The sequence below is a fragment of the Halorussus limi genome (assembly GCF_023238205.1).
GTDB lineage: Archaea > Halobacteriota > Halobacteria > Halobacteriales > Haladaptataceae > Halorussus > Halorussus limi.
The window spans coordinates 3,408,268-3,434,687 of sequence record NZ_CP096659.1; the positions used below are offsets into that span (position 1 = coordinate 3,408,268).

Here is a 26,420-nt window from a genome sequence, read left to right on the forward strand (position 1 = left end):
CCTCTCGAATCACGTCGAGATGCCGGACGAGGCGCGTCCCGACTGAAGTCGCCCGTTACGGAGCGGAGGGTTTCGGCGGGTCCGAATCGCGTTACGCTCGGTCGGCGCTACTCGAAGGCGTCTCGCAACGCTTCGCCGGCACGCTCGCGCACGTCCTCGGCCGCATCGACGTTCGGGAACGGGTCGGAAAGCCGGCGCATGTTGGCGAAGTCGTGAATCATGTCGTCGTAGTTGGTGTGTTCGACAGGCACGCCCGCGTCGTCGAGCGCGTCGGCGTAGGCGAATCCGTCGTCGCGCAGGGGGTCGTACCCGCAGGTAAACACGGTCGCCGGCGGGAGTTCCGAGAGCGTTCGCTCGGGCGCGCGGAGCGGCGACGCTCGGAGGTTCGCGCCGTCGATGTCGTCGCGGAGGTAGTGGTTCCAGAACCACACCATCGCCCGCGCGGTCAGGAAGAAGCCGTCGGCGTTCTCTTCGTACGACGGCGTGTCGAACGAGTGGTCGGTGACCGGGTAGAACAGCACCTGATGGTCGATGTCCGGCGTGCCGGCCTGTTTCTCGACGGCCATCTGGGAGACCACGGTCGCGAGAGTGCCGCCCGCGCTCTCGCCCGCCACCGCTAACCCTCCGCCGGCCCCGATTTCGTCGGCGTTGTCGGCGACCCACTTCGTAGCGAGGTAGGCGTCCTCCACCGCGGCGGGGAACGGGTGTTCGGGGGCTTTGCGGTAATCGACGGAGACGACGACGCAGTCGGCCTCGTTCGCCAGCGAGCGAGCGACGCCGTCGTGCGTGTCGAGATTTCCGGCGACCCAGCCACCGCCGTGGAAGTAGACGACGGCCGGGCGCTGCTCGCCCGGGGCCGGGTCGTAGATTCGGACGCGAACGTCCCGCGCGTCGGCCCGGACTTTGCGCTCGTCCACCGCGGCGATTTCCTCGGGGTCGACCGCCGGCGTGAACAGGTCTCCCAGAACCGCTCGGGTCTGCTCGGGCGACAAGTGGCTGATGTCGGGCGCGTCCGCTTCGACCAGTTGGTCGAGAAGCGCCTGCGCGTCCGAGTCGAGTTCGTCGGCGCGTCGGTCGTCGGTGGGCGTTTCGGACACGCGGACCCCCACGCTCGCCGAAGGTTTAGTTACTCGCTCGCATTAGGAGCAGTATCCCGCTGTTAGAAACGGCTACGACAAACACCGCGTGGTAACGCCGATTACTATCCCGCCATCGGAGTTCGCGAGCGACGAGCGAGAAGGGAGAAACCGTCGAGAGAACGCGTAAACGCGCTGGGGAACCGTCGTGACCTACTCCAACCGAATCGCGCGCTGTTCGTCGTGCGAGCGGTAGATGGCGTCGATGATGCGCTGGACCTCCAGCGCCTGCTCGACCGTGTTCCGGGCCGGGGCAACGCCGTCGCGGACCGCGTCGAAGAAGACGCGCTGTTCGGCCTTGTGGGGGTCCTCGTGGCGGGTCTGGATGTCGGAGTCCGAGAAGTGGTCGGTGCCCTGCCGGCCCGTCTCGTGGAGGGTGAGAGTGTCGTCGCCCTTGTCGAAGGTCGCGCCCGCCTCGGTTCCCCGGACGATGTACTCCTCGTTCGGCGACCGGTTGGCGGCCCACGCGACTTCGAGTGCTATGGTCTTGCCGCCCTCACACCGGATGAACGCGCTGACCGAGTCGTCCACCGAGAACTCGCCCGACTGAGCGTCCTCGCCCCACATCTCGAGGTAGGCGTAGTCGTCGCGCGACCCGAACTGCGAGCGAATCGTGCCCGACACCTCCTGAACCTTCGGGAAGTCGTGGAAGTGCAGCGAGAGGTCGATGGCGTGGACCCCGATGTCGATGAGCGCGCCGCCGCCCGCGATTTCGCTGTTGGTGAACCACGACCCGCGGCCCGGAATCCCTCGCCGTCGGATGAAGTTTGCCTCGACGTGGCGGGTCTGGCCGAACCGGCCCTCCTCCTGATACGCCTTCACGACCTCGATGGGGTTCCGGAACCGGTTGTGGAACCCGACCATGCAGAAACCGTCGGCGTTGTGGGCCGCCTCCGCGATTCGCTCGGCGGACTCCAGCGAGTGGGCGAGGGGCTTTTCGAGCAGAACGTCGAGACCGCTTCGGAGGGCGGCGACCGCGTACTCCTCGTGGAACTTGTTGGGCGTCGTGACGACGACGGCGTCCACGGCCGCGCTGTAGAGGTCCTCGTAGCTCTCGAACGACTCGACGCCGTACTTCTCGGCGAACCGGGCCCGCGCGTCCGGGTTGATGTCGACGCCGCCGACGATTTCGACGCCGTCTAAGTCCACGATTCGGTCGGCGTGGTAGTGACCGATGTTCCCCAACCCGACGAAGCCGACTTGAACCGGCACATTCGTACTAGACATAATTACTAGTCGTAGGCAACCGTGAATCGTTGTTAGGTTTTTCTGTTCGGCGGTCCATCAACGACCGGAAACGTAACGTTTTCGGACACGTCAGTCCCCGTCACGACCGTCTGCTCGCCCGCCGTCAGTACAACTGCTGTTCGGTCTCCTCGCGTTCGCTCTCGCGCTCGGACTCCTCCGCTCTCCGCCGGCGGTTGGCGAGCAACGTCCGAATCGCGGGCAGGAACTTGTTCTTGCAGTCGAGCGCGAACGACACGATGCCGTACGCCCAGAAGAAGAACAGGACCGTCCCGCCGACGAGGTAGAGCCATCCGAGCGTCGTGACCATCAGTCGTCACCCTCCGCCTCGGTCTCGGTCGCGCTCGGTTCGACGGCCGCGAATTCGAGGCTGTGGCTGATGGCGTCGCCGGTCTCGGTGTCGAAGAGGTGGACTCGCTCGCGGTCGAGGACGACCTCCACGCTCTCGTCGCTCTCGATGTCCGAGGAGGGGTCGATGCTCATCAGCAACTGGTTCTGGGGCGCCTCGGCCGTTTCGCCTTCGATATCCATCTGCACGTCGGCAGCGTCGCCGGTCAGCAGGTAGACGAATATCTCGTCGCCCATCGGCTCCAGCACGTCGGTCTGGGCCGGGATGGGTTGGGTCGGGTTGGCGACCCCTTCGCTCATCTCCCGGAGGTAGACGTCCTCGGGGCGGACGCCGAGCGTCAGGTGGTCGCCCTCGGTAACGCCCGACATCTGCGTGATGTCGAAGTCCACGTCGAAGTCGGGGGTCGTGAGACCGCTCGCGGTGACTTCCCCCTCGACGAAGTTCATCGAGGGCGACCCGATGAAGCCGGCGACGAACAGGTTCTGGGGTTCGTTGTAGCAGACCAGCGGCGGGTCGATTTGCTGGAGTTCGCCGCCGTCGATGATGGCGATGCGGTCGGACATCGTCATCGCCTCGGCCTGGTCGTGAGTGACGTAGATGATGGTGGTGTCCAGTTCCTTGTGGAGGCGCTGGAGTTCCGTCCGCATGTGGACGCGGAGTTTGGCGTCGAGGTTCGCCAGCGGTTCGTCCATCAGGAACACCTCTGGTTCCCGGACGATTGCCCGTGCAATCGCGACTCGCTGGCGCTGCCCGCCCGACATCTCGTCGGGCATACGGTCCAACATCCCCTCCAACTGGACGATGTCGGAGGCGCGTTCGACCCGGCGGTCTATCTCCTCTTTCGGGTAGTCCCGAAGTCGGAGTCCGAAGCTGATGTTGTCGTAGACGTCCATGTGGGGGAACAGCGCGATGTTCTGGAACACCATCGCGATTCCCCTGTCCTTCGGTGGCAGGTTCGTCACGTCCCGCTCCGCGATGGTGATGGTGCCGGACGTGGGCATGGTCAGCCCCGCGATGGTCTCCAGCGTGGTCGACTTGCCACACCCCGACGGACCGACCAGCGTGACGAACTCGCCGTCCTCGATGTCGAGGTTCATGTTGTCTACCGCCGTTACGTCGGCGTAGCGTTTCGTGACGTCGTCCAAGATGACTTTACCCATTGTGTATCACTCCTTGAGCGCTCCTGCGGTGAGTCCGCTGACGATTTTCTCCTGTGCCACGACCACGAGAATGGCGACGGGCAGGACCCCGACGATGCTCGCGGCCGCCATGAGGTTGTACAGTTGCGTGTACTGACCCTGATAGCTCAGGATGCCCCAGACGATGGGCGCCCAACTCTGGGCCTCCCCCGAGGTCATCAGGAACGAGAAGAAGAACTCGTTGTACACCGAGATGAACGTCAGCACGCCCGCCGTCGCCACTCCGGGTGCCGACAGCGGCATGATGACTCGGAACAGCGCCCCGAGTCGCGTCGTCCCCTCGATGCGCGCCGCGTCCTCCAACCCGTCCGGAATCTGCCCGTAGAACGTCGACAGGATGAATATCGACAGCGGCATGAACAGCGCGCTGAACGGGAGTATCATGGCGAACGGCGTGTTGAACAGGTTCGGACTCGACACTCCCAGCAGCGAGACGTTCCCCGTGAACAGCCGGAACAGCGGGATGATGAACGCCGCCGGCGGGAAGTACGACACCGCCAGTATCAGCAGCATCAGCGGTCCCTTGCCCGGGAATTCGAGCCTGCCGAACACGTAGCCCGCCAGACTCGCCAGTACCAGCACGATGGCCGTCGTGGCGATGCCCAGCACGAAGCTGTTGAACATGTAGATGTGGAACGGCACCGTCGTGAACACGTTCACGAACGCCTCGGGGTTGAACCCGTGAGGCACCGGCGGGAAGCCGAAGCTGGTGATAGCCTCGTTCGGCGTGAGCGCCAGCACCAGCAGCCAGTAGAACGGGAACAGCGTCGTGAACAGGAAGAACAGCATGGCGACGTAGAACATCGCCCGATACACCTTCCCGGGATTCTGTATCGCCGAGTCTGCCCACCGAGAGAACGCGCCTTGGTTGGAATCAGTTTCAGTAGCCATCGTTATCCCCCAGTCTCCGTATCCGCGTACTTGACGATGTACACCGAGACCACGATGCCGATGAGGCCCGCGGTGATGAACGCGATGGCCGCAGAGGTCCCGTACATGCGCGACCCGCGGAAGGTCGTCACGACGAGACACGACAGCGACGGCACCGTGTTACAGCCGACGACCGTCTCGATGAGGCCGTAGATTCGCATCGCGCCGATGGTGCGGAACAGCATCGCGACCAGCACCGACGGCAGGACCAGCGGCAGCGTAATCATCCTGAACTGCTGGTACTTCGTGGCTCCGGCGACTCTCCCCACGTCGTAGAGACTCCGGTCGACGCTCTGGAGTCCCGCGAGGATGATGAGCGCCATGAACGCCGAAGTCTTCCACACGTCCGCGACGATGAGGATGATGAGCGAGTCCACCGAGTTCGACAGCGGCGTCTCGCTGAAGATGCCCAGATTCTGGAGCGGGTCCACGAGGAACCCGATGTTGGGTTGGAACAGCAGGAAGAAAATCATCCCCTGAATCACGATGGGCACCGCCCACGGGATGATGATGGCGACCCGAATCCACCGTCGGCCCCGGAAGTCCTGGTCGAGGACCAGCGCCTGCCCGAACCCGACCACCGTCTCGAAGAAGACGCTGGTGACGGTGAAGATGAGCGTCACCGTCAGCGCGCTCTTGAACGGAGTCGCCGGGTCGAAGAACGGCCTGACCAACAGCGCGTCGCGCTCACCGGTCAACAGCGCGACGTAGTTCTGGAGTCCGACGAACTCCCCGAGCGCCTCGCTCCCGACGAGGTTGTCGGCGAACAGCGACATGCGGAACGTACTCAACAGCGGCCAGAACGCGATGAGACCGAGCAACAGCAGTACAGGCGTCAACAGCAGGTACGCGAACTGCGTGTCGCTCAGGTTCTCCATCCAGCGCACTGCCGCGACGTACGGTCCCGACCGCTTCGATTCGCGAACCCCTTCGTCAGTTGTTGACATAAAAGGCGTGTAGGGTTTGGCTTCTCTCTGTCTATGCGCTGCTTTCGATGGCTTCGAGCTGGGCCTTGAGCTGGGTCATCGCCTGCTTGGGCTTGCCGCCCTTGCTGAACGCGCCGTTGACCTGCTGGGCAATCTTCGACGACTCGGCGGGCCAGACCGGCGTGACCGGCCGCGGAATCGCGTTCTCGCCAGCGACCCGGAGCGATTCGAGGTATCGGCCCATGACGGGCACCTCCTTGGCCCGGTTGGTGGTCAACAGCTTCGGTTCCGGCGGCAGGAAGCCCAGCACCTCGAAGAGCTTGTACTTGAACTCGTCGCTCATCATCGCTTTCAGCACCTCGACCGCCGCCTCCTTGTTGTTGGAGTTGGGATTGACCGCGTTGTGCCACCCGCCGAGCGCCGCGACCGGACCGCCCGTCATCGGGTACTTCGCCTGCTTCGGCGTCTTGGCGTACGGAATCGGCATCACACCGAGGTCCTTTCCGAGGTTCTCCTCGGAGCCGCTGATGTTGATGGCGTACGGCCAGTTGCGGTGCATGATGGCGTCGCCGTTCGTGAACGGTTTCCGAGACGGCTCCTCGGTCCACTGCATCACCGCCGCGGGCGCGATGTTCCCCTGATACTTGTTCAGGGTGTTGTTGGCGTTCGAGCCGTGGATGAACGTCCGGACCATCTTGATGGCGTTGATGACCTGCTGTTCGTCCACGGTGATGGGTCGGTCGCCCACCGGGCCGAAGAGGTACTTCTCGGGGTTGCCGAAGTACGCTCCGCCCCAACTCGACATGAACTCGTTGAAGTCACAGCACGACAGGCCCTCGTAGGCGCTCGCTTGGAAGGTGTAGCCGTACTGGACGTCGTTGCTGTTCATCGCCTGCTTGGTCACCTGCGAGAACTTCTGCCACGTCATCGAGTCGGTCGCCCACTTGTCGAAGTCCGACTGGCCGAACCCGGCGCTCTTCAGGTAGTTCTGGTTGTACTGCATCGTCGGGAAGTCCGGGAACAGGGGCACCGCGTAGAGGTCGCCGTTCGGCCCCTTTGCCGTCGAGACGCTCGCGTCGAAGTACTGGTTCTCGACCCGCTGGATGCGACTCTTCGGGAAGTTCCCGGCCTGACTCAGGTTCATCAGCTGGTTCCGGACGACGAACGGAATCGTCCACCCGCTGTCCATGTACAGAATGTCGGGCTTCGAGCGTCCCGCCGAGAGCCACTGCTGGTACTGCGCTCGGCGGTTGTCAGTCACCGACGGACCCGCGAGGACGTTCACCTCGATGTCCTTCGAGAGACCGTTGTTGTACAGAATCGGCTGTAGTTCCTTGTTCCACGTCGCCCCCTGAAAGTCGGGGTCGGTGGCCCACTGGAGCGTCGTCTTCTGGCCCTGATTGTCGACGTTCCCGACCGTACCGCTGGTGTCGGCGCTCTCAGGGTCACCCCCGCCGATGCAACCGGCGAGTCCCGCCGCCGCTCCCGATGCCCCCACCGCCCGCACGAAGTTCCGGCGTGAGACACTCCCGTCCCGACCGTCGGACTCGTGTGAACTGCTGTCAACCATTCCACAGCGAATGACCACGTTTCACCATTTATATCCTTGTGATAGTAACTACGGTTGTAGTTGTGTAATTCCGACAGTAAGCTCGGGTTTCCGTGGCGTGGTTCGACGTCCGCGCCGTAACACAGACGACACGTCAGATTGAGTGAGCAGTGACCGGCCAACGGGACCGGTTCCCGCGGACCGGGACAGCCACTGCGAGGATTCCGTGGCTATAGGTCGGCGATAACGCGAGACCAAGCGGGCTCTAAGGGCGCTTCGAGTCGCTCGATTTCCGAGTCGTCGAGGGTGACGTCGAGGGCGGCGACGTTCTCTTCGAGGTGGTCGATGCTCCGCGGCCCGATAATCGGCGCGTCCACCACGTCTTTGTGGAGCAACCACGCGAGACTGACCTGCGCGGGCGTCGCGTCCTTCCCGTCGGCGACGTCCCGGACCGCGTCCAGCACCTGCCAGTTCTCCTCGGTGAACCGCTCGTGGGTGTGTTCGTCGGTCGCGGCCCGCCCCTCGTCGGGGTCGTCCTCGCGGTCGTACTTCCCGGTCAGGAATCCGCCTCCGAGCGGGCTCCACGGGATGACGCCGACGCCTTGGTCGGCACAGACCGGCAGGACGTTCTCCTCCTCTTGGCGATCCACGAGGTTGTACTGGGGCTGCATGCAGGAAAAGCGGGCGTAGTCGTTCAGGTCGCTCTCGTAGAGCGCCTTCGTGAACTGCCACGCCGCCATGGTGGAGGCACCGATGTACCGGACCTTCCCGGTCTCGACGAGGTGGTCGAGCGCGTGGAGGGTCTCCTCGATGGGCGTCGAGTCGTCCCACCGGTGAATCTGGTAGAGGTCGATGTAGTCGGTGTCGAGTCGCTCCAGACTCCCCTCGACTTGGTCCAAGACGTGCTTGCGCGAGAGGCCCTGCTTGTTCGGTCCCTCGCCCATCAAACCGTACACCTTCGTCGCAATCACCAGTTCCTCGCGGTCGTACTCCGCGATGGCGTCGCCCACGATGTCCTCGCTCTCGCCGTGGGAGTAGACGTTCGCTGTGTCGAGGAAGTTGATACCGAGGTCGATGGCGCGGTCGATTATCTCGTGGCTCTTGTCCTCGTCGTTTATCATCCACTCGCGGTCGCTCCCGAAGTTCATGCAACCGAGGCAGAACCGCGAGACTTCGAGGCCCGTGTCGCCGAGCGTCGTGTACTCCATGTCTGTCTCTGGCACGCACGCCGCTACGGCGACCGGGTGTAAAACGGTACGGGGAGCGGCGAAACGGTCCGGAGAGACGCGCGTCCGGAAAACCGAAGCCCCTCGACACCGATACGTCGGACATGGACTCCCTCTACGACAGACTTCGAGACCCCTCGCACACCGGCGACCGACGGTGCTGGCCCTGCACCGTCGTCAACGTCGTATTACTGCTCGTCGCGGCCGCGTTCGTCGCGCGCCGCCGCTCGCGGTCGCTCGCGGCCGTTCTCGGGGGCGTTGGCGCGGCGGCCATCGCGGTCCGCGGGTATCTGGTTCCCTTCACGCCGCGGTTCGCGCCGCGACTGGTCTCGTGGCTCCCGGGCGACCCCTTCGGTCACGGCGACCCGACACCGATCGGCGCGTCTCGGACGCTCGGGGAGTCCGGCACGCCCGACGCGTCCGACCGCACGGGAACAGATGACCCGCCGGACGCTCCGGCCGCCCCCGACGCCTCGGGGTCGCTGGGCGACGAGACCGACGCCGAGGACGCCGGAGAGGCGGTCCTGTCGGCGCTCCTCGACCGCGGCGTGGTCGTCGCCGACGACCGGTCGGTCGCACTCGACGAGGAGTTTCGGGACGCGTGGCGCGCGGAGATGGAGACCCTTCGGGCGCGAGACGACGACGGACTCGCGGCCGCGCTCCGGGAAGCCGGACCCGACGGCGCGGTCGTGGACGTGGTGGAGTCCAACGGTTGGGCCGGCGACGACCGGCGTTGGTTCGTGGTCTCCGACGGGAGCGACGACCCCGCGAACGAGAGTTGGCTGACTCGGCCGGTCGCACTCGCGGAAGCCGCGGCGGTCCGGGCGCTGGCCGACGAGACCGACCTTCCCGCGACGCGCCGGGCACAGGCCGCCGCGCCGCTCCGGACGCTCCTGCAGGCGTGTCCGGTCTGCGACGGACCGGTCGAGGAGACCACCGAGACGGACTGCTGTGGAGGGCCGGGCGGGACGCGGCCCGACGCCCCCGACGACGTGCTGGCGTGTGCCGACTGCGGCGCGCGACTCTACACTTTCGAGTAGCGGCCGAAGAAGCGTGGCGTAGTTACCGCGCGGGCGGACTGTTCCGACCGATTCGGATTTCGTGGGCTTCGACGTCCTCCAGGGCGGCGACCTGTCCGCCGACCGTGACCACGCCGTCGTCGGTCTCTATCTTCATCCCGGCGACGCGCTCGCCCGCCTCGAACGAGAAGCCGACGACCTCGCCCTCCACGACGCGTGAGGAACCGGTCTCGATGTCCCGGCCCTCGATGGTGGCGTAGAAGTCGCCGTCGAGTTCCTGCAACTCCTTCACGCAGCGACGGATGGAGGCGTACCGGCGGGGGAACGGGCGGTCCTCGCCGTCGGTCGCGAGGGTGCGCTCGGCGGTGGTCCAGAGGACGGTGCCGAAGAACCCGGAGACGAGAAAGCCCAGCGCCGAACGGTTGAAGATGACGCCGTAGCGGTCCTCGTCGTCCCGCAGGGCGTCCTGCGTGGCGTAGATGGAGTACTCGCCGTCGGCGACCGCGATGACCGGCGTGGTGATGCCCCGGCGGGCGCGGGCGGTGGTCGCCACGTCGAGGTAGTCGAACTTCGCGGGGTCGGGCGCTTCCGAGGCGGGCGTGACCAGCAGTTCGACGCTGACGCCAGAATCGACGGCGGTGCTCAACTCGTCGCTGAACCGCTCCAGCAGGTCCGGGGTCAGCGAGAGCGCGATTTCGAACTCGGCCTCGGTGATGACCTCTTCGAGGTACCTGAGGATGGTCGAGCGCGACTTGACCAGCGAGACCGCCTCGGTCTCTCGGGCGGGCGCGGTGTAGCGGGCTTCGAGTTCCGAGACCATGTCCATCAGCGACGACTGGATGCCGGAGAAGGCCTCGTCGGGGTCCACCGCGATGACCTTCATCGGTCGGGACTCGCGGAGTTCGACCAGTCCGCGGTCGCTGAGGCTCCGAACCGTGTCGTACACTCGTGGCTGCGGGATGTCGGTCCGGTCGGCGATTTGGCTCGCGGTCAGGTCGCCGTGTTCGAGGACTGTGAGGTAAGCGTCGATTTCGTACTCGCCGAGGTCGAACCGGTCGCCGACCTTCTCCAACGTCGCGTAGAGGTCGTCTGAACTCATGTGAGAAGCCATACTCTCGAAGGGTAAATGATTTATCCGGTTTCGAGTAGCACCGGTTTCCGAAAACGAGTTTCATCCTCTGCGTAGTAACGGCGGTAATCCGGAGGAGCAGGTATTGGAACCTCAAAACGAGGGAGTGAACGAGTCTAGGGACGACGCAGCGAGTCGGCACGTCGTGAGTTCGTCCCGGCTTCGTTTATAAACCCTCGGAGCGGGAAGTAGACGAGGCGAGAATTGCGAGAAGGAGCTATGGTATACACCAGCAGACGACCGCGAGCGAGGAGGTAGCGCGGCGCTTCGCGCCGTGCGACGCGACGAGCGGACCAAGGAACCCTCGAAGAAGCGCCTTCGGCGCTTCTGAGGGGGTGACGCAGTGTTTTTGATCAACCTTTTCCTGCGCTCCGGGCCGCATGTGGCGGCCCTCCGCTGGCAAAAGGTTGTCTCACATGTACATCCGGTCCTCGGGGCCGCCCTCGTCTGCGCGCTCCGAGAGGCGTTCGGCGAGACCCTCGTAGTAGCCCTGTATCTCGGCGGCGAACTCCTCCAATGGTCCGGTGTCCACGTCGAGGTCGTAGACGCGTTGGGTCGCGTCGAGGAGTCGAATCGCGGCCTCCACGTCCGGGGCCTGCGCGTGGACCGGCGTCACGAGCGTCGCGGTCCGGAGGTCCGACTCCATGCCGCGGGCCACGAGTTCGGCGTTCACGCCGTCGAGGAACCCGCGACCCATCGCCGGAATCTCGACGTCGGCGAGTCGGCGGTCCCGGTAGTCGTCGGTGGCGACGTAGAACACCTCGTGCTCCTCGGGCGCGTGGGGAATCGTGACGCCGTTGAGGACCGTAACCTCCTCGATACCCTCGGCCTCAGTCCACTCCAACACGGCCTCGCCGAACTGTTGGGCGGCCCACGCCGGGACGAACAGTTCGCCGACGAGGACCGAGAGGCCCGCGCCTTCGTGGGAGAAGACGCGGGTGTGGTGGCGCGGTTGACCGTTCTCGAAGGGCGTGATGGCCGGGAGTTGGTCGGCCGTGATGTGGCCGACTTCCTCGAAATCCAAGTGGTCAACGAGGTAGTCCACCGCGGTCAGGCCCGCCAGCCCGGACTGAGAGAACCCGGCGACGAGAGTCTCTTGAAGGTCGTGAGCGTCGATTTCGAACGAAGTGCCTATCGAGCGCGGTTCTCTACTCATGGACACACGTACACGAAAGCGGTCCTTAGGTCTTTTCGGGGTCGCCCGGACGCTATTCAGTGCGGGGCCCTGTCCGGTGGCGAGAGTGTGGCGGTCCACCGAGGGGCCGCGAGCGACCTTCGCTCCGTCGGGCGAAAGCGTTTTGCCAACTCCGGGAAAGGTTGGAGTCATGGTCACGGTCGCCGAGGCTATCGACCGGCTCTTGGAAACCTACAGGAGCCTCCCCGGTTCGAACTACGTCGACGCCACGCTAATTCTCGTAGTCGCGTGGTTCGGGAGCCGACTGCTGATACGGTTTCTGGGTCGGCCCATCGCCCGGCGGTTCCAACGCCCGAGCCTGACGAAGACGATTCTCAGCGGGATTCGGGCCATCGTGATGGTCCTCGCGGCGTCGGTCGCCGCGAACCAAGTCGGGTTCAAAGCGGGCGACATCCTGCTGTCGGTCACGGTGTTCTCCGCGGTCCTCGGTCTCGTCCTCGCGCCCATCATCGGGAGCGTCATCAACGGCCTGTTCCTGCTCGCCGACCAGCCGTACGAAGTCGGAGACATGATAAAACTCGTGGACCGGAACCAGCGGGGCTACGTCGAGGATATCACGCTCCGCTACACCAAGATTTTCACGCTCGAAAACACCTTCCTCGTGATTCCCAACTCGAACATGCGCGACCGGGACGTCATCAACTACTCGGCGGAGGACACCCGGTCGCGGCTCTCGCTCCAACTCCTCGTGACCTACGAGGGCGACCTGAAGCAGGCCCGCGCAATCTTGGAGCGGGCGGCCCGCGAGACGAACGAGGTCGTCGAGGGCGGTCCGGACATCCGCATCGGGAGCGCGCGCTACCCCTCCGCGCCCGTCGCGTACATCAAGGACTACGCCGACCACGGCGTCCTGCTGGAGTTGCGCTACTGGGTGAAAGACCCCTACTACGTCGGCCGGGTCGAGTCGAAGATACAGGAGCGCGTCTGGGACCAACTCGACGCCGCCGACGTGGAAATCGCCTACCCTCACAGCCATCTCGTCTTCGACGAGACCAGCGGCACCGCCAGCGTGGAAGTCACCGAGAGCGAGCGCCGGACCCGCCCCGAGGAGTTCGACGCGCCGGACTGACTACTCACCTTCCGTCGCCGACCGTGAGGACTTCGGCGTCGAGTTTCGCGCGGAGGTAGCCCTCGATGTCGGGGTCGGAGGTCAGCTTTCGGAGCATGCGCCGCCAGCGCCCGGCCTGTTTGTGGCCGATGACGACCACGTCGGCCCCCTCGGCCGCGACCTCTTCGAGGATGGTCTCCTCGACCAGAAATCCCTCGCGGACGACGTATCGGGCGCGGGGGACTCGGCCGAACTCCTCTTCGACCGCGCGTTTCAGTCCGGCGCGCGACACCTCTCGCCCGCGATGGTAGAGGTTGACGTGCAGGACGGTCAGCGCCGCGTCGCGCTCTTCCGCGACGCGGATGGCCTCCGCGAGCGTCCGCTCGGAGTGGTCGGTCAGCGGATACCTGACGGGGACGACGACGCGAGTCACGGTTCGGGCCACGCCGTCCGGCCCCTTCTACCTCTCGGTCGCTCCCGTTTCAGTGCCGCCTGTAACCGCCGTTACTCGACCTTCGAGTTCGGGCGCGACGCCGTTCTCGCGGGCGTACTCGACCAGCACGTCGTACTGAACGCCGGCGGTTTCGACCCGGTGAGCCTCCCGGAGCGAGGGGAACTCGTCGTCGGTGTGGAGGACGTAGTCGGAGAGCGCGACCGAGTAGGTCCGGTCGTCGGCCAGCGGTTCGCCGCCGACCCGCACCGACTCGACGCTGTGGCGTTCGGGGTCCCACGCGACGGTCGCACCGCTGACCTGCGCGTGCCACCAGCCCCGTTCCGCGAACCCGAGGCCGGGGCTCGCGGCCCACTCGAAGGCGTCACGGAGCGCGGTCCCCGGCACTTCGGCGACCACCACGCGCTCCTCGAACGGGGTGACGCTCACGAGGTCCGCGGCGGTAATCTCGCCGCTCAGGGCGTCGCCGGTCCGGACGCCACCGCTGTTCTGGAGTCCCACGTCGGCGCCGGTCTCCCACCGGTAGGCGTCGGCGACGAAGTTGCCGAGTCTCGACTCGCCGCCGAACAGCGTCGTCTCCGCCCGGTCGATGGGGTCGGCGACGGTGCCGACCACGTCGTTCAGACCGGTCTCGGCGAGTCGGTCGGCCATCGCGTCGGCGACACCCTCGTGGAGCGGTGCGTCGGCGACCCGGTGGCGGGTCCCGTTGCCGGTTTCGAGGTCCACTTCGACGACGACCGACCCGCCGTCGCCGGGCCGGGTCAGCAGGGTGCCCGCCACTCGGTCGCACCGCTCGGTCGGGACGTGGCCGCCGAGGATGGCGTCGGCCTCGACTTCGCGCGCGAGTTCCTCGTCGCGCCGGCCGAGGTGCGAGAGGACGACGCTGTAGTCCGCGTCGAGGTCGGCCAGCGCGTCGCGGGCGGCCGCGATTGGGTCGCCGAACTCGATGTCGGTCGCCTCGGGGTTTATCGACCCGGTTCGCGCGGTCGTGACGCCGACGACACCGACGGTCGCGCCGTCGGCTTCCACGACCGTCGCGGGGACGACCCCGGCGTCCGCTCCGAACCGCGACCCGGACTCGCGGTCGCGCCAGACGTTGGCGCTGACCCACGTCTGGGGCGAGTCGGCGACGAGTTCCCGGAGCGCCGACGGACCGTGGTCGAACTCGTGGTTGCCGAACGTCTCCACGTCCGGTTCGACGGCGTCGAACAAATCGAGGGCCTGCGCGCCGTCTTCGACCAGCGCGAGGACGCCCGGCGAGGTGTTGTCGCCCGACCCCGCGAGGACGGCGTCGTCGGCGTCCAACTCCCGGAGGAGTCCGGCGAGTCGGCCCGCGCGCTCGGGGGTGTCGTAGACGTTCTCCACGTCGGAGTAGTGGACGAGACGGGGAGCCATTTGTTCGGCGTTGCGAGCGCCACGGTATGACTCCTTCGAGACGAGGTCAGTACGCCTAAACGCCCGGACCGCCTACTCGTGGCCGATGGACGCGACCACGACGACAGACGGCCGGACGGTGTACGTGGCCCGCGGGGAGGGCGACCGCGGGTCGAAGGGACAGTTCTTCGTCGTCTACGGCGACGAGGCCCGCGAGAACCGGTACGGCTACCTCTGTGGCAACTGCGAGCGAATCGACAACGCGATGGACCCGATGGGCCGCATCGAGTGCAACGTCTGCGGGAACGTCCGGAAGCCGACCGAGTGGGACGCGGCCCACGAGTGAGGCGGCCACTCGACTTTTGTCAGCGATTCCCTAACGTCCACCATGACCGACGTACGAGAGGAGGTAGTCGAGGAACTCGACAGCCACAGCGAGACGCTCACGTTTCCGGAGTTCGTCCAGACTATCGAGGCCCACCACCGAGACGAGGGTCGGGGAATCGACCGGGACCTGCTCGCGGCGTACGCCGACGCCGTCTACTTCGACGTCGACCTCGACGCGGTGGACGAGCGAGTGACCGACAGCGAGGAGTGGGAGGAGGGCGGGCGACTCTACGACCTCGGCGACGGCCGACTCAGCGCCTACCCGGCCGACTGGCACGAGTCGATTTCCGACAGCGGCGACATCCGCGACGTGATAGCAGTGATACAGGACGAAGTCACCGAGGCGGAGGGCGACCAGCGAGAGGCGGTCACCGAGGAACGGGGCGTTCCCCAACCGAAGGTGCTGCGAGTGGCCCAGACCGTCGCGGGCATCGACAACGAGACCGCCCGCGAGCGTATCAAGGAACTCCGCGAGAACGACGAGATAGAGGAGTTCGCCTCGCAACACCGGGACCCGACCATTCGACTCCGGTGACTCGCAAGAAAGTTTATTACCTACTCCGTGGTAGGGTCAGTCGGATGGCTACTGTTAGCACACCGCCCACCGACCAAGCGAAGACGATCTTCGACGAGTTGGGCTACACCGTCTCCGGCGACGGCGAGGAGTTCCGCGCCGAGCGAAAGTGGCGAGTCGTCCGCGTCAGCGCCGTAACCGGTTCGGACGAGACGCCGGACGACGGCGACCTTCGATGCTTCGTTACCTGGAACGAGTATGCCTCGGAACTCCGTAACCGACTCCGGCGGACAGACCCGGAGTACGAGTGGGCGATAATCGGCGTCCGAGAGGGCGGCGACTACGAAGTCCTTCGCGCACCGCCGAGCGCGGCACCAGCGGTCTGAGACGCGTCCCGATTCTCGCGCCGGACCCCCGGCGCACCGTTTCGACGCTCCCCGTAGTCCGACCGACGGTCCGACGGACGGGCTTTGCAGTTACTGCTCGCCGAGTTTCCGGGCCGTCGCGGCGAGTCCGGCCTCCACGTCCACGTCCGCGCCCTGCTCGGAGAGCGCGTCGCCGAGCGCGGCCATCAGGTACGACACCGTCTCGGCGCGCGAGGAGTAGCCCATACAGCCGATGCGGAAGATGTCGCCCTCCAAGTCGCCGAGACCGGTGGCGATTTCGAGGTCGTACTGGTCGAGGAGGTAGCTCGTCACGTCGGTGTCCGTCACGCCGTCGGGCACCCGGACCGCGTTGAGACTCGGGAGCCAGTAGTCGTCGGGCGCGTTCATCTCCAAGCCCATCGCCTCGACGCCCGCCTTGAGCGCGCCGGCGTTCTCGCGGTGGCGCTCCCACCGGTCTTCGATTCCCTCCTCGGCGACGAGGCGGAGCGCCTCGCGGAGCGCGTAGACGTTCGTGATGGGCGCGGTGTGGTGGTACGAGCGGTCGTCGCCCCAGTAGCCTTCGAGCAGCGAGAGGTCGAGATACCACGACCGGGCGTCCTCCTCGCGCGAGAGGACTTTGTCCATCGCGCGGTCGTTGAGCGTGAGCGGGGCCGCGCCCGGCGGACACGAGAGGCACTTCTGGGGGCCGGAGTAGGCCACGTCGATGCCCCACTCGTCGACCTTCAGTTCCACGCCGCCTAACGAGGTGACGGTGTCGGCAATGACGATGGCGTCGTGGTCGTGGGCCACGTCGGTCAGTTCCGGCACCTGCGGCTGGAGGACGCCGGTGCTGGTCTCGGCGTGGACGAACCCGAACACGTCCGGTTGATGCTCGTCCATCGCCGCGGCCACGTCGGCGGGGTCCAGCGGTTCGCCCCACGGCGCGTCCACGTGGACGACTTCGCCGCCCGCGCGGGTCGCCATCTCCTCCATTCGGCCGCCGAAGTAGCCGTTAGTCGGGACGAGCATCGTGTCGCCCGGTTCCACGACGTTGCCGATGGCGGCCTCCATCGCGGCCGACCCGGTGCCCGAGACCGGAATCGTCCACTGGTTGTCGGTCCGGAAGGTGTACCGCAGGAGGTCTTGGACCTCGTTCATGATTTCGATGAACGAGGGGTCGAGGTGGCCGACCAGCGGCGTACTCATCGCGCGAAGCACCCGCGGGTGGACCTCGCTCGGCCCGGGACCCATCAGCGTCCTGTCCGGCGGTGTCAACTCGCCAACGTCCGGTTTCTCTACCATGTCGCGTGGTATCTACCCGAAATGACTTAAACCGTTTCACCCCGGAAATCGGATTATCCGGTCGTTTCGGACGGTGCGTCGGCTCGTAACCCGGCGTTGTCCGAGTCCGAACGAGCGACAGTCGGGTAAACACGGCGTTTCGATTCGCGAACGGATAGAACGGTCACCTCGGTTTATTCCGATGTCTGGCCTACGAGATGACGCCCAGACGGACGCGACGGGGGCGCGTTCGACGGGCGAGAATTTCAAACGGCACGACCGGACCCGCGGGGGACCGCGGGCGCGACCGACGAACGGCCACGACTGAAGCCCGTACGAGGGTCACACCAAACGGGGGGAGGTTGGTTCGACCCCGTGCGGGCACGACGCTACTGCCCGACCGAGGGCGGCCGAGTCTCGGTCGCGACCGCTTGCGCGGCGTCCCGAGCCGTCTTTCCGACGCGGTGGGCGGGGGTTTCCGTCCGACCGACGCTCGGTTTTTCGCACTGAATACGTCACCATCTCCGAGACGCTTCTCCGTCGTTCGACGACGAATCGGCGTCACGGGGCGTCGAGTCAGCCCGAACTGCGCCAGTTGAGAGTCCGCCGCTCGGAAATTGACATCCCGTAGCAGACGGGGAGACGCTTATATCGCCCGAGCGCCAACGGTCGTACCCATGATGGTCGGGCACGCGATGGTCGCGTTCGCAATCGCGACCGCCGTCGCGGGGCGGCGGTGGTCGAGCGAGCGCGCCCTCGCATTCGGCGTGGTGGCTGGCGCGTTCGCGGCAGTCCCGGACGTGGACATGCTCTACGCGGTCGTCGGCCTCGCGCAGGTCGGTCTCGCGGGCGTCTGGACCATGACCGACGCGTTCTGGGACAGTTCCCACCTCGTCCACCGCGCCGTGACCCACTCGCTGGTCGTCGGCGTCGTCGCCGCCGCGGCGGTCGCGGCCAGCGTCGCGGGGCGCGAGTCCGCCGACGCCGAGACACCGCGCTCGCTCGCCCGGTGGTCTCGCCTGCTCGCGGCCGCGCTCGTGGCGGGCCTGACCGCCGTCGCCGTCGCCGAGAGCGGCCTGCTCGGCGGCGGCGTGATGCTCGCGTTCCTGCTCGCCGGTCTCGCCGTCGGGGCGGTCGCGGCGCGCCGGACCGACCTCGGCCCGCGGGAACTGCTCGCCGCGGCGCTGGTCGGCCTGCTCTCCCACCCGTTCGGCGACCTGTTCACCGGTTCGCCGCCGCGGTTTCTCTACCCGCTGGACCTCCGCCTGCTGACCGAGCGCGTCGTCCTGCTCGGCGACCCGACGCTCAACCTGCTCGCAGTGTTCGGCATCGAGTTGGCGACGATTTGGCTCGCGGGGTACGTCTACCTGCGCGCCACCGACCGGCGGGTCCTCTCCCACGTGGACACCCGCGCCGCGTTCGGCGCCGCCTACGCCCTCGCGGCGGTGACGATGCCCGCGCCGACGCTCGACGTGTCCTACCACTTCGTGTTCTCGATTCTGGCGGTCGGCGCAGTCGGGTTCGCGCCGAACCTCCTCCGGTCGCGGTCGGTGCTGTCGGCGGAGCACCACGAGGCCGTGACGTGGGCGCTGACCGGGCTAACCGCGGTTTCGGTCGCGGCGCTGACCTACACGCTGGTCTATCTGACCTATCCCTTCGCGTGAGAGGTCAGGGGTCGCGGTGCCGCGACCCCCGAACCACGCCGCGTTCCGTTTTGAACCTCGGCTTCCACACTCGGCCCGACGCGCTGACTTCCGTATCGAGACTCGACGCGCCGACTTCTACACCGAGACCCGACACCCCGACTTTCATATCGGGGCGCTGTCTACGGAGCGACATGGCACGCCGCACGGGCGGACTCGACCAAGTCGTGGAGGACGAGCGCGTGAACGCCGGCATCGGGTGGGCGCTCGTCGCGTTCCTCGCGCTGGTCTCGGTCGAGGAGGTACTCGACGGCAACCTCCTGTGGGCCGGATTCACCGCGTCAGTGGGAGCGCTGGCGCTTGTCCCTACGGTCGCCAAGCGCGACTGGACCGTCATGCTCCCGTGGGAGGTGTTGGCGCTCTCGGCGCTCTCCATCCTCGGACGGGCGGTGGCGACGCTCCCGTCGGCCTCGCGGGTGACAGCCTACCTCTCGGTCGCGGCGCTGGCGCTCGTCGTCGCCGTCGAGTTACACGCCTTCACGCCCGTCAAGATGACCGACTGGTTCGCGGTGCTGTTCGTCGTCGTCGCCACGATAGCGACGGCGGGCGTCTGGGCGGTCGTCCAGCACCTCTCGGACGTTTACTTGGGTACGGCGTTCCTCCAGAGCGAGACGCGACTCATGTGGGACTTCGTGGCCGCCACCGTCATCGGCGCGATGGCGGGCGTCGTCTTCGAGTGGTACTTCAGGCGGTTCGCACGCGTCGAGACGCGCCTGCCGGACGAACACGGTGAGCGGCTATGAGGGTCCGCGACCGACTCCACATCTCCGAGCGCCGCCAGACGCAGGTGACGCGCGCGATGGAGGTCGGACTCGTCGTCGTCCTCCTCGCGGGACTCTACCGCCGGAACGTCGGCGTCGTGGTCAACTCGGCCATCGCGCTCGCGGTCACGTTCCTCCCCGCGATGCTCGAACGGGACTACGACATCCCGATGGACGCCGGTCTCACGCTCTGGATTACGGCCGCGGTGTTCCTCCACGCGGTCGGCACTCTCGGACCGTACCAGAGCGGCATGACCGTGATGGGAGTCGCGTGGGACAACGTGACCCACACGCTCTCGTCGTCGCTCGTGGCGGCTATCGGCTACGCGACGACCCGCGCGCTCGACGAACACACCGAGGACATCTACTTCCCGCCGCGGTTCACCTTCGTCTTCATCCTCCTGTTCGTCCTGGCGTTCGGCGTCGTCTGGGAGGTCATCGAGTTCGCGGTCGCTGGCGCGGCCTCGATTATCGGGAGCGACTCGGTCCTGACCCAGTACGGACTGGAGGACACGATACGCGACCTCATGTTCGACACGGTCGGGGGCGTCCTCGTCGCGGTCTGGGGCACGGCCTACCTCTCGGACGTGGTCGGTGCGCTCACCGACCGCCTCGACGGGCGGGGTCGGACGGAGTAGTTCGGTCCGACTCTGACAGATGCGACTCGGGCGGAGAGTCCGGGCGTCGAATCCAGCGGAGCGTCGGCGCACGCGCGCGGGCGAGCGCCGAACGCACGCCTCGCGCGGGCCGTTGGCCGTGTAGCTTTATCCGTCTCTACGTGGTACCGCGAGAGGCCATGGTGTTCAAGAAAATCACGCTCATCGGAACGAGCGACGAGAGTTTCGACGCGGCCGCCGACGACGCCATCGACCGCGCCGAGCGAACGCTGGACAATCTCAAGTGGGTCGAAGTGGACGAACTCGGGGTCGAGGTGGCCAACGCGCCGGACCGCGAGTATCAGGCCGAGGTGACAGTCGCCTTCGAGTTGGAGGAGTAGCCCGACCGAACCCGTTCGAACGTCTCGAAAGCGTTCGGTACTCGGCGTCAAGATTAACACCTCGGACGCCCAACGGTGGGGTATGAGTACCGAGACCGCACCCGACGGCGACCCCACGCCGAAGATAGAGGTGACGGCGAGCGCCGCGGACGAAGCCCTCGCGCTGCTCGAGAGCGAGGAATTAGACACCGGAATCGCGGGACTCCGACTGTTCGTCCAGCAGGGCGGTTGCGCTGGCCTGTCCTACGGCATGCGCTTCGACGAGGAACCGGAAGACGACGACACCGTCTACGAGCACCACGGGCTTCGAGTGTTCGTGGACCCCGCGAGCATGAACTACATCGAGGGGAGCGTCGTGGACTACGAGGACGGCCTGCAGGGCGCGGGCTTCCACGTCGAGAACCCGAACGTCGTCAGCGAGTGCGGGTGCGGCGAGAGCTTCCGGACGTAGTTCGCCGTCGAGTTCGGGGGCCGTCGGGTCGCGGGGGTCATTCTTATCACATCGTGAACGCTACGTGAGAGTATGATGAGACGCGAAGCCGCGAGCCCGGTTTCGGACGGAGCCCCGCAGACGACTGGACCCCCGCGGAGGGCCAGATGGTAGACCTCGTCTTCTCGGCCGCGCGAATCGTGCTCGCGCTCTTTCTGGTGGTACTGAACGGCTTCTTCGTGGCCACGGAGTTCGCGTTCGTCCGCATCCGGTCGACCACCGTCGAATCGCTCGTCGAGGAGGGCGCGCCGGGCGCGTCCACGTTGCAGGCGGCCATCGACAACCTCGACGACTACCTCGCGGTGACCCAACTCGGAATCACCATCGCGTCGCTGGGCCTCGGGTGGATCGGCGAACCGGCCGTGGCGGCGGTCCTCGAACCGGTTATAGGACCGTTCCTGCCGACGAATCTCGTCCACCTCGTCTCCTTCGCCGTGGGATTCGGCCTCATCACGTTCCTCCACGTCGTCTTCGGCGAACTCGCGCCCAAGACCATCGCCATCGCGCGCGCCGAGCGAGTCTCGCTGTTGGCCGCGCCGCCGATGAAGTTCTTCTATTACCTGTTCGTCCCGGGCATCATCCTGTTCAACGGCACGGCCAACGCCTTCACCCGACTACTCGGCGTCCCGCCGGTGTCCGAGACCGAAGAGAGCCTCGAAGAGGAGGAACTGCTGATGGTGTTGACACGTTCGGGTAATCAGGGCCACATCGACAAGGCGGAGGTCGACATGATAGAGCGGGTGTTCGACCTCGACGACGTCTCGGTCCGCGAAGTGATGGTTCCCCGCCCGGACGTGGTGAGCGTCCGGTCCGACCTCCCGCTATCGGACCTCCGCGAACTGATAATCGAGTCCGGGCACACGCGCTATCCGGTCGTGGACGCCGACGACAGCGACCAGGCGGTCGGGTTCGTGGACGTGAAGGACGTGCTTCGGGCGGGCGAATCTGCGGACGCTGACGGGAGCGTCACGGCCGGCGATCTCGCGCGCGACCTGCCGGTCATCCCGGAGACCGGCCGCGTCAACGACCTCCTCACCGAGTTCCAGGACGAGCAGAGCCAGATGGCCGCGGTCATCGACGAGTGGGGGTCGTTCGAGGGCATCGTGACCGTCGAGGACCTCGTGGAGGTCGTCGTCGGCGACATCCGCGACGAGTTCGACGTGGACCACCGCGAACCCTCCATCGACCGGCGGAGCGACGGGGTCTTCTCCGTGGACGGCGGCGTCGCCGTCTCGGCGGTCAACGAGCGACTGGACGCCGACTTCGAGGTGTCGGAGTTCGACACCGTCGGCGGACTGGTGCTGGACCGACTCGGGCGTGCGCCGGAGGTCGGCGACCGCATCGAGACCGACGGCTACTACCTCGACGTGGCCGACGTGGACGGCGCTCGGGTCTCGACGGTCGTCGTTCGGGAACGGGGACCGACGAGAGACGCGAGTAGCGAAGACGGAGACGAGCGGACGAAACCGCCGGAAGACGAACGGCCGAACTGACCGGCCTCAGTCCTCGAATCGCTTTCGCACGCTCTCGGCGTGCGCCTCCAACCCCTCGGCCTCCGCAAGCGTCGTAATCGTCTCCGAGAGGTCGCCGAGCGCGCCCTCGTCGAGTCGCTGGACGGTCGTCTCTCGCAGGAAGGTGTCGACCGACAGGCCGCCCGTTATCTTCGCTCCGCCGTTGGTCGGGAGAACGTGGTTGGTACCGCTGGCGTAGTCGCCCGCCGCGACCGGGGTGTAGGGACCGAGGAAGACGCTCCCGGCGCTGTCGATGCGGTCTAAAATCTCCTCGTCGTCGTCGGCCTGAATCGAGAGGTGTTCGGCGGCGTACTCCTCGGCGAACAGGATGGCCTCGCTGGGCGAGCGCGCGAGCAAGACGCCGCTCTCGTCGCCGTCGAGGGCCTTTCGGGCGACGTCCGCGCGCTCACGGTTCTCGACCTGCGACTCGACTTCTTCGGCGATAGCCTCGGCGGTGTCCTCGTCGTCGGTGACGGCCACGACCGACGCCTCGGGGTCGTGTTCGGCCTGCGCCACGAGGTCCGCGGCCACGAGTCGAGGGTCAGCGGTGTCGTCGGCGACGACGAGAACCTCGCTCGGTCCCGCGAGGAAGTCGATGGCCACGTCGCCCTGCACCTCGGCCTTCGCCGCCGTGACCCACTTGTTGCCCGGTCCGACGACCTTCTGGACCCGGTCGACCTGCTCGGTGCCGTAGGCAAGCGCGGCCACCGCCTGCGCGCCGCCGACGTTGAACACCGCGTCCGCGCCCGCGACGTGGATGGCCGCGAGCGTCACCGGGTTCATCTCCTCGGCGGGCGGGGTCGCCACCGCGACCTGCTCGACGCCGGCCACCTTCGCGGGAATCACGCCCATCAGCGCGCTGGAGGGGTAGGCCGCGGCCCCGCCGGGGACGTAGACCCCGACGCGTTCGAGCGGTCTGAACCGGCGACCCAACTCGCGGCCGTCGGCGAACTCCCGGCGCCAGTCGTCGGGGAGTTGGGCCTCGTGGAACTCCCGGACGTTCTCGGCGGCAGTCTCGATGGCCTCCCGAATCCCGTCGTCTATCTCGTCGTAGGCGCGTTCGGCCTCGTCGGTGATGTCCAAGTTGCCGACCGAGACGCCGTCGAACTCCTCGCAGAACTCCCGGACCGCCACGTCGCCCTCCTCACGGACGCGCGAGACGATGTCGCGCACGTCCTCGCGGACGCCTTCGATACCGGCGTCGCGGTCGAACAGCGCCCGCCGGTCGTCGGGGCCGAGGTCCGCAAGCTTTCGTACGTTCATGGGGAGTGTTTCGGAACGCGGGCGAAAAACGATTGTCCTTCGGGCGAGGCGTCGGTCTCGCGGCCGAAACGGACGGCTTCCTAACCGAATTCGGTGTTCGCGCGAACCGCTCGGCGTCCGGCACGTCGACGTGCCGCTGACTGACGGCGGGTTTGGCGCGGGATTCGGGAGGCCGACGAGTAGGACCAGCGGATTTATTCGACGCTTGGAGCAAGTCGAACCGTGACCTCCGAATCGACCGACCCGCGCGGTTCGACCGCCGGGCGCGAGTCGGGTCGGACGAAGGACGACCCGACTCGCAGCGACGCCGCCGATTCGACTGTGCCTGACTCCCACGTCTCTGGCGCGAGCGAGGAGTCGCCGACGGGCGACGCGACCGGTCGCGACCCGGCGGAGGCCCGCCTCGAAGACGCGCTAGAGCGGGTCGCCCACGGCGCGACCGTCTCGGTGCCGAGCATCCTCCTCCAGCGCGGACTGACGCTGGCCTTCACCGCAGTTCTGACGAACGGGTTCTCCGCCGGGGCGTACGGCGTGTTCGCGCTGGCCCGACGACTCCAGCGGTATCTGCTCCGACTCACGCTCGGTTTCCGGCGCGGACTGAGCCGGTTCCTGCCGAACGCCGACTCGAACGCCGAGCGCGACGCGCTCGCCACGTTCGCGGGTCTGTTGCTGGTCGGCGTCGCCACTGCGTTCGGCGTCGCGCTGTTCGCCGCCGCGCCGCTGGTGACGCGAGTCGCCGACGAAGGCGCACAGTTCGAACTCTTCCTGCGCATCTTCGCGGTCGGTCTCCCGGCGGGCGTCTGGCTGTTCACCGTGACCGAGGTGCTGCGCGGTCTCGAAGCCGTCGGCCCGCTGAACCTCACCCTCCGGGTCTGCTTCCCGACGGCCCAACTCGGGGTGGGCGCGGTCGCCACCTTCGTCTTCCACGACCTCGCGCTCGCCGCCGCGGGCGTCCTGCTCGTCATGGGACTGTCGGGCGTCGGCGCGGCCGTCTGGCTGGTCCGCGAACGCGACTTCCGTCCCCGACTCCGGGGCGGCGACGCCGCGCGACTCCGACGGAAGTACCTCTCGTTCACCCTCCCGCTGTTCGTCGGCGGGTTCGCCACCACGACTCAGCGACTCGGGTTCTACCCGCTCATCGCGATGTTCCTGTCGAGCGTCGCGGGCGGCGTGTTCGCGGTGGGCGTCCTCGTCGGCACGCTGGTCCGCCTGCCGCTGCTGGGCATCAACCAGTTCATCCCGCCGGTCGCGGCCGCGCTCCACGAGGAGGGCCACCGGGACGCGCTCGCGAGACTCTACCACGTGACGAGTCGGCTAGTGCTGGTCGGCGTGACGGGGCTCGCGATTCCGGTCGTGGTCTACCGAAAGTCCGTGATGAGTCTGTTCGGTCCGACGTTCGTCGAGTACGCACCGCTCCTGCCGGGATTCGTCGTCGCGCAGTACGCCGCCTGCGCCGCGGGGAGCGTCGGCATCCTGCTGACGATGACCGACCACCAGCGGGCGCTGCTCGTCGTCAACGTCGTCATCACCGCGTTTCTGACCGTGACGGCGATTCCGCTGACCACGGAGTTCGGACTCCCGGGGTTGGTGGGGAGTTACGTGCTGATGCTGACCATCAACAACGGTCTGGAGGTGGCGGTGCTGTACTACCTCGAAGGACTCCAGCCGTTCACGCGCCTCCACGCGAAGCCGTTGGTCGCGGGGCTACCGTTAGCACTGGTCGCGCTGACCGTCAGGTTCGCGCTGCCGGACACCGTCGCGTTCGTAGTCGGAACCGCACTGGGACTGCTCGCGTACGCGGTGTCGCTCCGACGCCTCAAGTTCACGACGGTCGAGCGGCGACTGGGCGCGACGCTGGTCGAACGCTACCGAGACGCGTTTCCAACGTCGCTCCGGTAACGACTCGTTTCTCTTCGCGATTGGGCGAGGTCCGCGACTTCCGGCGCGGCCGCTATCGAGCGTTGAGTTCGAAATGAAGCGACCCCGTCCGGCGCGGCCGCTATCGAGCGTTGAGTTCGAAATGAAGCGACCCCGTCCGGCGCGGCCGCTATCGAGCGTTGAGTTCGAAATGAAGCGACCCCGTCCGGCGCGGTGCCGAACGGGGTCGGAGTATGAGTGGGAGGCGGCGAATCGGATTTCCCAGAGGCTCGCGCACTCCAGTACTCGCCGAAACGCAGGCGGGCTTATCTTCCGTGTTCGGGATGGGTACGGGAGTCGCCCCGCCGCTGTGGCCGCCTTAACGCCGACTCGCGGAATCGAACCGCGATACTGGTCCACCGTCGGTGATTCGATGGTCGTTGTGACCGTATGTAGTGTGTGCAATCCAGTTTGCGCCTGGACCCGATGAGTGTGTGTCAATCGGGCGCAGTGCG

Annotated in this window: 26 protein-coding genes and 1 rRNA gene; 12 read left to right on the forward strand and 15 right to left on the reverse strand. The window is 66.7% G+C overall.

Going from position 1 to position 26,420, the window contains the following annotated elements; all coding sequences use genetic code 11:
* Positions 1-107: 107 nt before the first annotated feature.
* The 8 genes from lipP1 to M0R89_RS17495 all read right to left on the reverse strand — a co-directional run bounded on the left by lipP1 (position 108) and on the right by M0R89_RS17495 (position 8,542).
* Positions 108-1,097 carry a LipP1 family hormone-sensitive lipase gene (gene lipP1, locus M0R89_RS17460; protein WP_248650357.1) on the reverse strand — a complete coding sequence of 330 codons (990 nt, stop codon included), beginning with the start codon at positions 1,095-1,097 and terminating at the stop codon, positions 108-110.
* Positions 1,098-1,289: 192 nt separating this feature from the next.
* Complete coding sequence (locus tag M0R89_RS17465; protein WP_248650358.1) at positions 1,290-2,363, reverse strand: Gfo/Idh/MocA family protein; 1,074 nt, start codon at positions 2,361-2,363, stop codon at positions 1,290-1,292.
* Positions 2,364-2,487: 124 nt separating this feature from the next.
* Entirely contained in the window at positions 2,488-2,691 is a 204-nt protein-coding gene (locus M0R89_RS17470; protein WP_248650359.1) for a DUF8005 family protein, read from the reverse strand.
* Positions 2,691-3,890, reverse strand: coding sequence for an ABC transporter ATP-binding protein (locus M0R89_RS17475; RefSeq protein WP_248650360.1), 1,200 nt, complete (start codon positions 3,888-3,890; stop codon positions 2,691-2,693). The genes M0R89_RS17470 and M0R89_RS17475 overlap by 1 nt, the downstream gene beginning before the upstream one ends.
* Before the next feature lie 6 nt (positions 3,891-3,896).
* Positions 3,897-4,820: a carbohydrate ABC transporter permease gene (locus M0R89_RS17480; protein ID WP_248650361.1), complete on the reverse strand. Its 924-nt coding sequence runs from the start codon at positions 4,818-4,820 to the stop codon at positions 3,897-3,899.
* Positions 4,821-4,822: 2 nt separating this feature from the next.
* The gene (locus tag M0R89_RS17485; protein ID WP_248650362.1) at positions 4,823-5,806 is read right to left on the reverse strand and encodes a carbohydrate ABC transporter permease; all 984 of its coding nucleotides are present in this window, start codon (positions 5,804-5,806) and stop codon (positions 4,823-4,825) included.
* Between the two features lie 31 nt (positions 5,807-5,837).
* Positions 5,838-7,292 (reverse strand): extracellular solute-binding protein, encoded by a 1,455-nt coding sequence (locus tag M0R89_RS17490; protein WP_368408886.1) that lies wholly within the window; start codon positions 7,290-7,292, stop codon positions 5,838-5,840.
* Between the two features lie 272 nt (positions 7,293-7,564).
* Positions 7,565-8,542 (reverse strand): aldo/keto reductase, encoded by a 978-nt coding sequence (locus M0R89_RS17495; RefSeq protein ID WP_368408888.1) that lies wholly within the window; start codon positions 8,540-8,542, stop codon positions 7,565-7,567.
* A gap of 122 nt (positions 8,543-8,664) precedes the next feature.
* On the opposite strand from M0R89_RS17495, the gene M0R89_RS17500 reads away from it, so the two are divergent.
* Positions 8,665-9,600 carry a DUF8054 domain-containing protein gene (locus M0R89_RS17500; protein ID WP_248650365.1) on the forward strand — a complete coding sequence of 312 codons (936 nt, stop codon included), beginning with the start codon at positions 8,665-8,667 and terminating at the stop codon, positions 9,598-9,600.
* A gap of 22 nt (positions 9,601-9,622) precedes the next feature.
* Here M0R89_RS17500 and trmB read toward each other — a convergent pair whose 3' ends face one another.
* Together trmB and M0R89_RS17510 are read right to left on the reverse strand one after the other, a co-directional pair.
* Entirely contained in the window at positions 9,623-10,678 is a 1,056-nt protein-coding gene (gene trmB, locus M0R89_RS17505; protein WP_248650366.1) for an HTH-type sugar sensing transcriptional regulator TrmB, read from the reverse strand.
* Positions 10,679-11,120: 442 nt separating this feature from the next.
* On the reverse strand, positions 11,121-11,864 hold the full coding sequence (locus tag M0R89_RS17510) for a proteasome assembly chaperone family protein (protein WP_248650367.1): 744 nt from the start codon (positions 11,862-11,864) through the stop codon (positions 11,121-11,123).
* Between the two features lie 169 nt (positions 11,865-12,033).
* Between M0R89_RS17510 and M0R89_RS17515 the strand changes: the two genes are divergently transcribed.
* A complete protein-coding gene (locus M0R89_RS17515) occupies positions 12,034-12,972 on the forward strand; it encodes a mechanosensitive ion channel family protein (protein WP_248650368.1) in 939 nt (312 codons plus the stop codon).
* A 4-nt stretch (positions 12,973-12,976) separates the two neighbouring features.
* Here the strand turns inward: M0R89_RS17515 and M0R89_RS17520 are convergent, their stop codons facing one another.
* Together M0R89_RS17520 and M0R89_RS17525 are read right to left on the reverse strand one after the other, a co-directional pair.
* A complete protein-coding gene (locus M0R89_RS17520) occupies positions 12,977-13,384 on the reverse strand; it encodes a universal stress protein (protein ID WP_248650369.1) in 408 nt (135 codons plus the stop codon).
* 27 nt (positions 13,385-13,411) lie between these two features.
* The gene (locus M0R89_RS17525) at positions 13,412-14,797 is read right to left on the reverse strand and encodes a bifunctional metallophosphatase/5'-nucleotidase (RefSeq protein ID WP_248650370.1); all 1,386 of its coding nucleotides are present in this window, start codon (positions 14,795-14,797) and stop codon (positions 13,412-13,414) included.
* An 85-nt stretch (positions 14,798-14,882) separates the two neighbouring features.
* On the opposite strand from M0R89_RS17525, the gene M0R89_RS17530 reads away from it, so the two are divergent.
* From M0R89_RS17530 to M0R89_RS17540, 3 genes are read left to right on the forward strand one after another with little or no spacing between them, the layout of a single operon-like run.
* Complete coding sequence (locus M0R89_RS17530) at positions 14,883-15,122, forward strand: DUF5816 domain-containing protein (RefSeq protein WP_248650371.1); 240 nt, start codon at positions 14,883-14,885, stop codon at positions 15,120-15,122.
* A gap of 42 nt (positions 15,123-15,164) precedes the next feature.
* Complete coding sequence (locus tag M0R89_RS17535) at positions 15,165-15,698, forward strand: hypothetical protein (RefSeq protein ID WP_248650372.1); 534 nt, start codon at positions 15,165-15,167, stop codon at positions 15,696-15,698.
* Positions 15,699-15,742: 44 nt separating this feature from the next.
* Positions 15,743-16,063: a DUF7116 family protein gene (locus tag M0R89_RS17540; RefSeq protein ID WP_248650373.1), complete on the forward strand. Its 321-nt coding sequence runs from the start codon at positions 15,743-15,745 to the stop codon at positions 16,061-16,063.
* Positions 16,064-16,153: 90 nt separating this feature from the next.
* Here M0R89_RS17540 and M0R89_RS17545 read toward each other — a convergent pair whose 3' ends face one another.
* Positions 16,154-17,344, reverse strand: coding sequence for a pyridoxal-phosphate-dependent aminotransferase family protein (locus M0R89_RS17545; RefSeq protein ID WP_248650374.1), 1,191 nt, complete (start codon positions 17,342-17,344; stop codon positions 16,154-16,156).
* A gap of 656 nt (positions 17,345-18,000) precedes the next feature.
* Here M0R89_RS17545 and M0R89_RS17550 point away from each other — a divergent pair.
* The 6 genes from M0R89_RS17550 to M0R89_RS17575 all read left to right on the forward strand — a co-directional run bounded on the left by M0R89_RS17550 (position 18,001) and on the right by M0R89_RS17575 (position 22,767).
* Positions 18,001-18,987, forward strand: a complete 987-nt coding sequence (locus tag M0R89_RS17550; protein WP_248650375.1) for a metal-dependent hydrolase — start codon at positions 18,001-18,003, stop codon at positions 18,985-18,987.
* Between the two features lie 173 nt (positions 18,988-19,160).
* The gene (locus M0R89_RS17555; protein ID WP_248650376.1) at positions 19,161-19,769 is read left to right on the forward strand and encodes a hypothetical protein; all 609 of its coding nucleotides are present in this window, start codon (positions 19,161-19,163) and stop codon (positions 19,767-19,769) included.
* Positions 19,766-20,425 carry a DUF2238 domain-containing protein gene (locus tag M0R89_RS17560; protein ID WP_248650377.1) on the forward strand — a complete coding sequence of 220 codons (660 nt, stop codon included), beginning with the start codon at positions 19,766-19,768 and terminating at the stop codon, positions 20,423-20,425. Before M0R89_RS17555 ends, M0R89_RS17560 begins: the two co-directional genes overlap by 4 nt.
* A 158-nt stretch (positions 20,426-20,583) precedes the next feature.
* Positions 20,584-20,784, forward strand: coding sequence for a dodecin (locus M0R89_RS17565; RefSeq protein ID WP_248650378.1), 201 nt, complete (start codon positions 20,584-20,586; stop codon positions 20,782-20,784).
* 82 nt (positions 20,785-20,866) lie between these two features.
* Positions 20,867-21,235: a HesB/IscA family protein gene (locus M0R89_RS17570; protein WP_248650379.1), complete on the forward strand. Its 369-nt coding sequence runs from the start codon at positions 20,867-20,869 to the stop codon at positions 21,233-21,235.
* A gap of 146 nt (positions 21,236-21,381) precedes the next feature.
* Positions 21,382-22,767, forward strand: a complete 1,386-nt coding sequence (locus tag M0R89_RS17575) for a hemolysin family protein (protein WP_248650380.1) — start codon at positions 21,382-21,384, stop codon at positions 22,765-22,767.
* 6 nt (positions 22,768-22,773) lie between these two features.
* Here M0R89_RS17575 and hisD read toward each other — a convergent pair whose 3' ends face one another.
* On the reverse strand, positions 22,774-24,048 hold the full coding sequence (gene hisD / locus M0R89_RS17580; RefSeq protein WP_248650381.1) for a histidinol dehydrogenase: 1,275 nt from the start codon (positions 24,046-24,048) through the stop codon (positions 22,774-22,776).
* A 222-nt stretch (positions 24,049-24,270) separates the two neighbouring features.
* Between hisD and M0R89_RS17585 the strand changes: the two genes are divergently transcribed.
* Positions 24,271-25,947, forward strand: a complete 1,677-nt coding sequence (locus M0R89_RS17585) for a lipopolysaccharide biosynthesis protein (protein WP_248650382.1) — start codon at positions 24,271-24,273, stop codon at positions 25,945-25,947.
* Positions 25,948-26,165: 218 nt separating this feature from the next.
* Here the strand turns inward: M0R89_RS17585 and rrf are convergent.
* Positions 26,166-26,287: ribosomal RNA gene (rrf, locus tag M0R89_RS17590) — 5S ribosomal RNA — on the reverse strand.
* Positions 26,288-26,420 lie beyond the last annotated feature (133 nt).

Bases quoted from the DNA above. Each gene is read 5' to 3' on its own strand.
- M0R89_RS17465 (WP_248650358.1), bottom strand. From the start codon at position 2,363: ATGTCTAGTACGAATGTGCCGGTTCAAGTCGGCTTCGTCGGGTTGGGG.
- M0R89_RS17470 (WP_248650359.1), bottom strand. From the start codon at position 2,691: ATGGTCACGACGCTCGGATGGCTCTACCTCGTCGGCGGGACGGTCCTG.
- M0R89_RS17475 (WP_248650360.1), bottom strand. From the start codon at position 3,890: ATGGGTAAAGTCATCTTGGACGACGTCACGAAACGCTACGCCGACGTA.
- M0R89_RS17480 (WP_248650361.1), bottom strand. From the start codon at position 4,820: ATGGCTACTGAAACTGATTCCAACCAAGGCGCGTTCTCTCGGTGGGCA.
- M0R89_RS17485 (WP_248650362.1), bottom strand. From the start codon at position 5,806: ATGTCAACAACTGACGAAGGGGTTCGCGAATCGAAGCGGTCGGGACCG.
- M0R89_RS17495 (WP_368408888.1), bottom strand. From the start codon at position 8,542: ATGGAGTACACGACGCTCGGCGACACGGGCCTCGAAGTCTCGCGGTTC.
- M0R89_RS17500 (WP_248650365.1), top strand. From the start codon at position 8,665: ATGGACTCCCTCTACGACAGACTTCGAGACCCCTCGCACACCGGCGAC.
- trmB (WP_248650366.1), bottom strand. From the start codon at position 10,678: ATGAGTTCAGACGACCTCTACGCGACGTTGGAGAAGGTCGGCGACCGG.
- M0R89_RS17510 (WP_248650367.1), bottom strand. From the start codon at position 11,864: ATGAGTAGAGAACCGCGCTCGATAGGCACTTCGTTCGAAATCGACGCT.
- M0R89_RS17515 (WP_248650368.1), top strand. From the start codon at position 12,034: ATGGTCACGGTCGCCGAGGCTATCGACCGGCTCTTGGAAACCTACAGG.
- M0R89_RS17525 (WP_248650370.1), bottom strand. From the start codon at position 14,797: ATGGCTCCCCGTCTCGTCCACTACTCCGACGTGGAGAACGTCTACGAC.
- M0R89_RS17530 (WP_248650371.1), top strand. From the start codon at position 14,883: ATGGACGCGACCACGACGACAGACGGCCGGACGGTGTACGTGGCCCGC.
- M0R89_RS17535 (WP_248650372.1), top strand. From the start codon at position 15,165: ATGACCGACGTACGAGAGGAGGTAGTCGAGGAACTCGACAGCCACAGC.
- M0R89_RS17540 (WP_248650373.1), top strand. From the start codon at position 15,743: ATGGCTACTGTTAGCACACCGCCCACCGACCAAGCGAAGACGATCTTC.
- M0R89_RS17545 (WP_248650374.1), bottom strand. From the start codon at position 17,344: ATGGTAGAGAAACCGGACGTTGGCGAGTTGACACCGCCGGACAGGACG.
- M0R89_RS17550 (WP_248650375.1), top strand. From the start codon at position 18,001: ATGATGGTCGGGCACGCGATGGTCGCGTTCGCAATCGCGACCGCCGTC.
- M0R89_RS17555 (WP_248650376.1), top strand. From the start codon at position 19,161: ATGGCACGCCGCACGGGCGGACTCGACCAAGTCGTGGAGGACGAGCGC.
- M0R89_RS17560 (WP_248650377.1), top strand. From the start codon at position 19,766: ATGAGGGTCCGCGACCGACTCCACATCTCCGAGCGCCGCCAGACGCAG.
- M0R89_RS17565 (WP_248650378.1), top strand. From the start codon at position 20,584: ATGGTGTTCAAGAAAATCACGCTCATCGGAACGAGCGACGAGAGTTTC.
- M0R89_RS17570 (WP_248650379.1), top strand. From the start codon at position 20,867: ATGAGTACCGAGACCGCACCCGACGGCGACCCCACGCCGAAGATAGAG.
- M0R89_RS17575 (WP_248650380.1), top strand. From the start codon at position 21,382: ATGGTAGACCTCGTCTTCTCGGCCGCGCGAATCGTGCTCGCGCTCTTT.
- hisD (WP_248650381.1), bottom strand. From the start codon at position 24,048: ATGAACGTACGAAAGCTTGCGGACCTCGGCCCCGACGACCGGCGGGCG.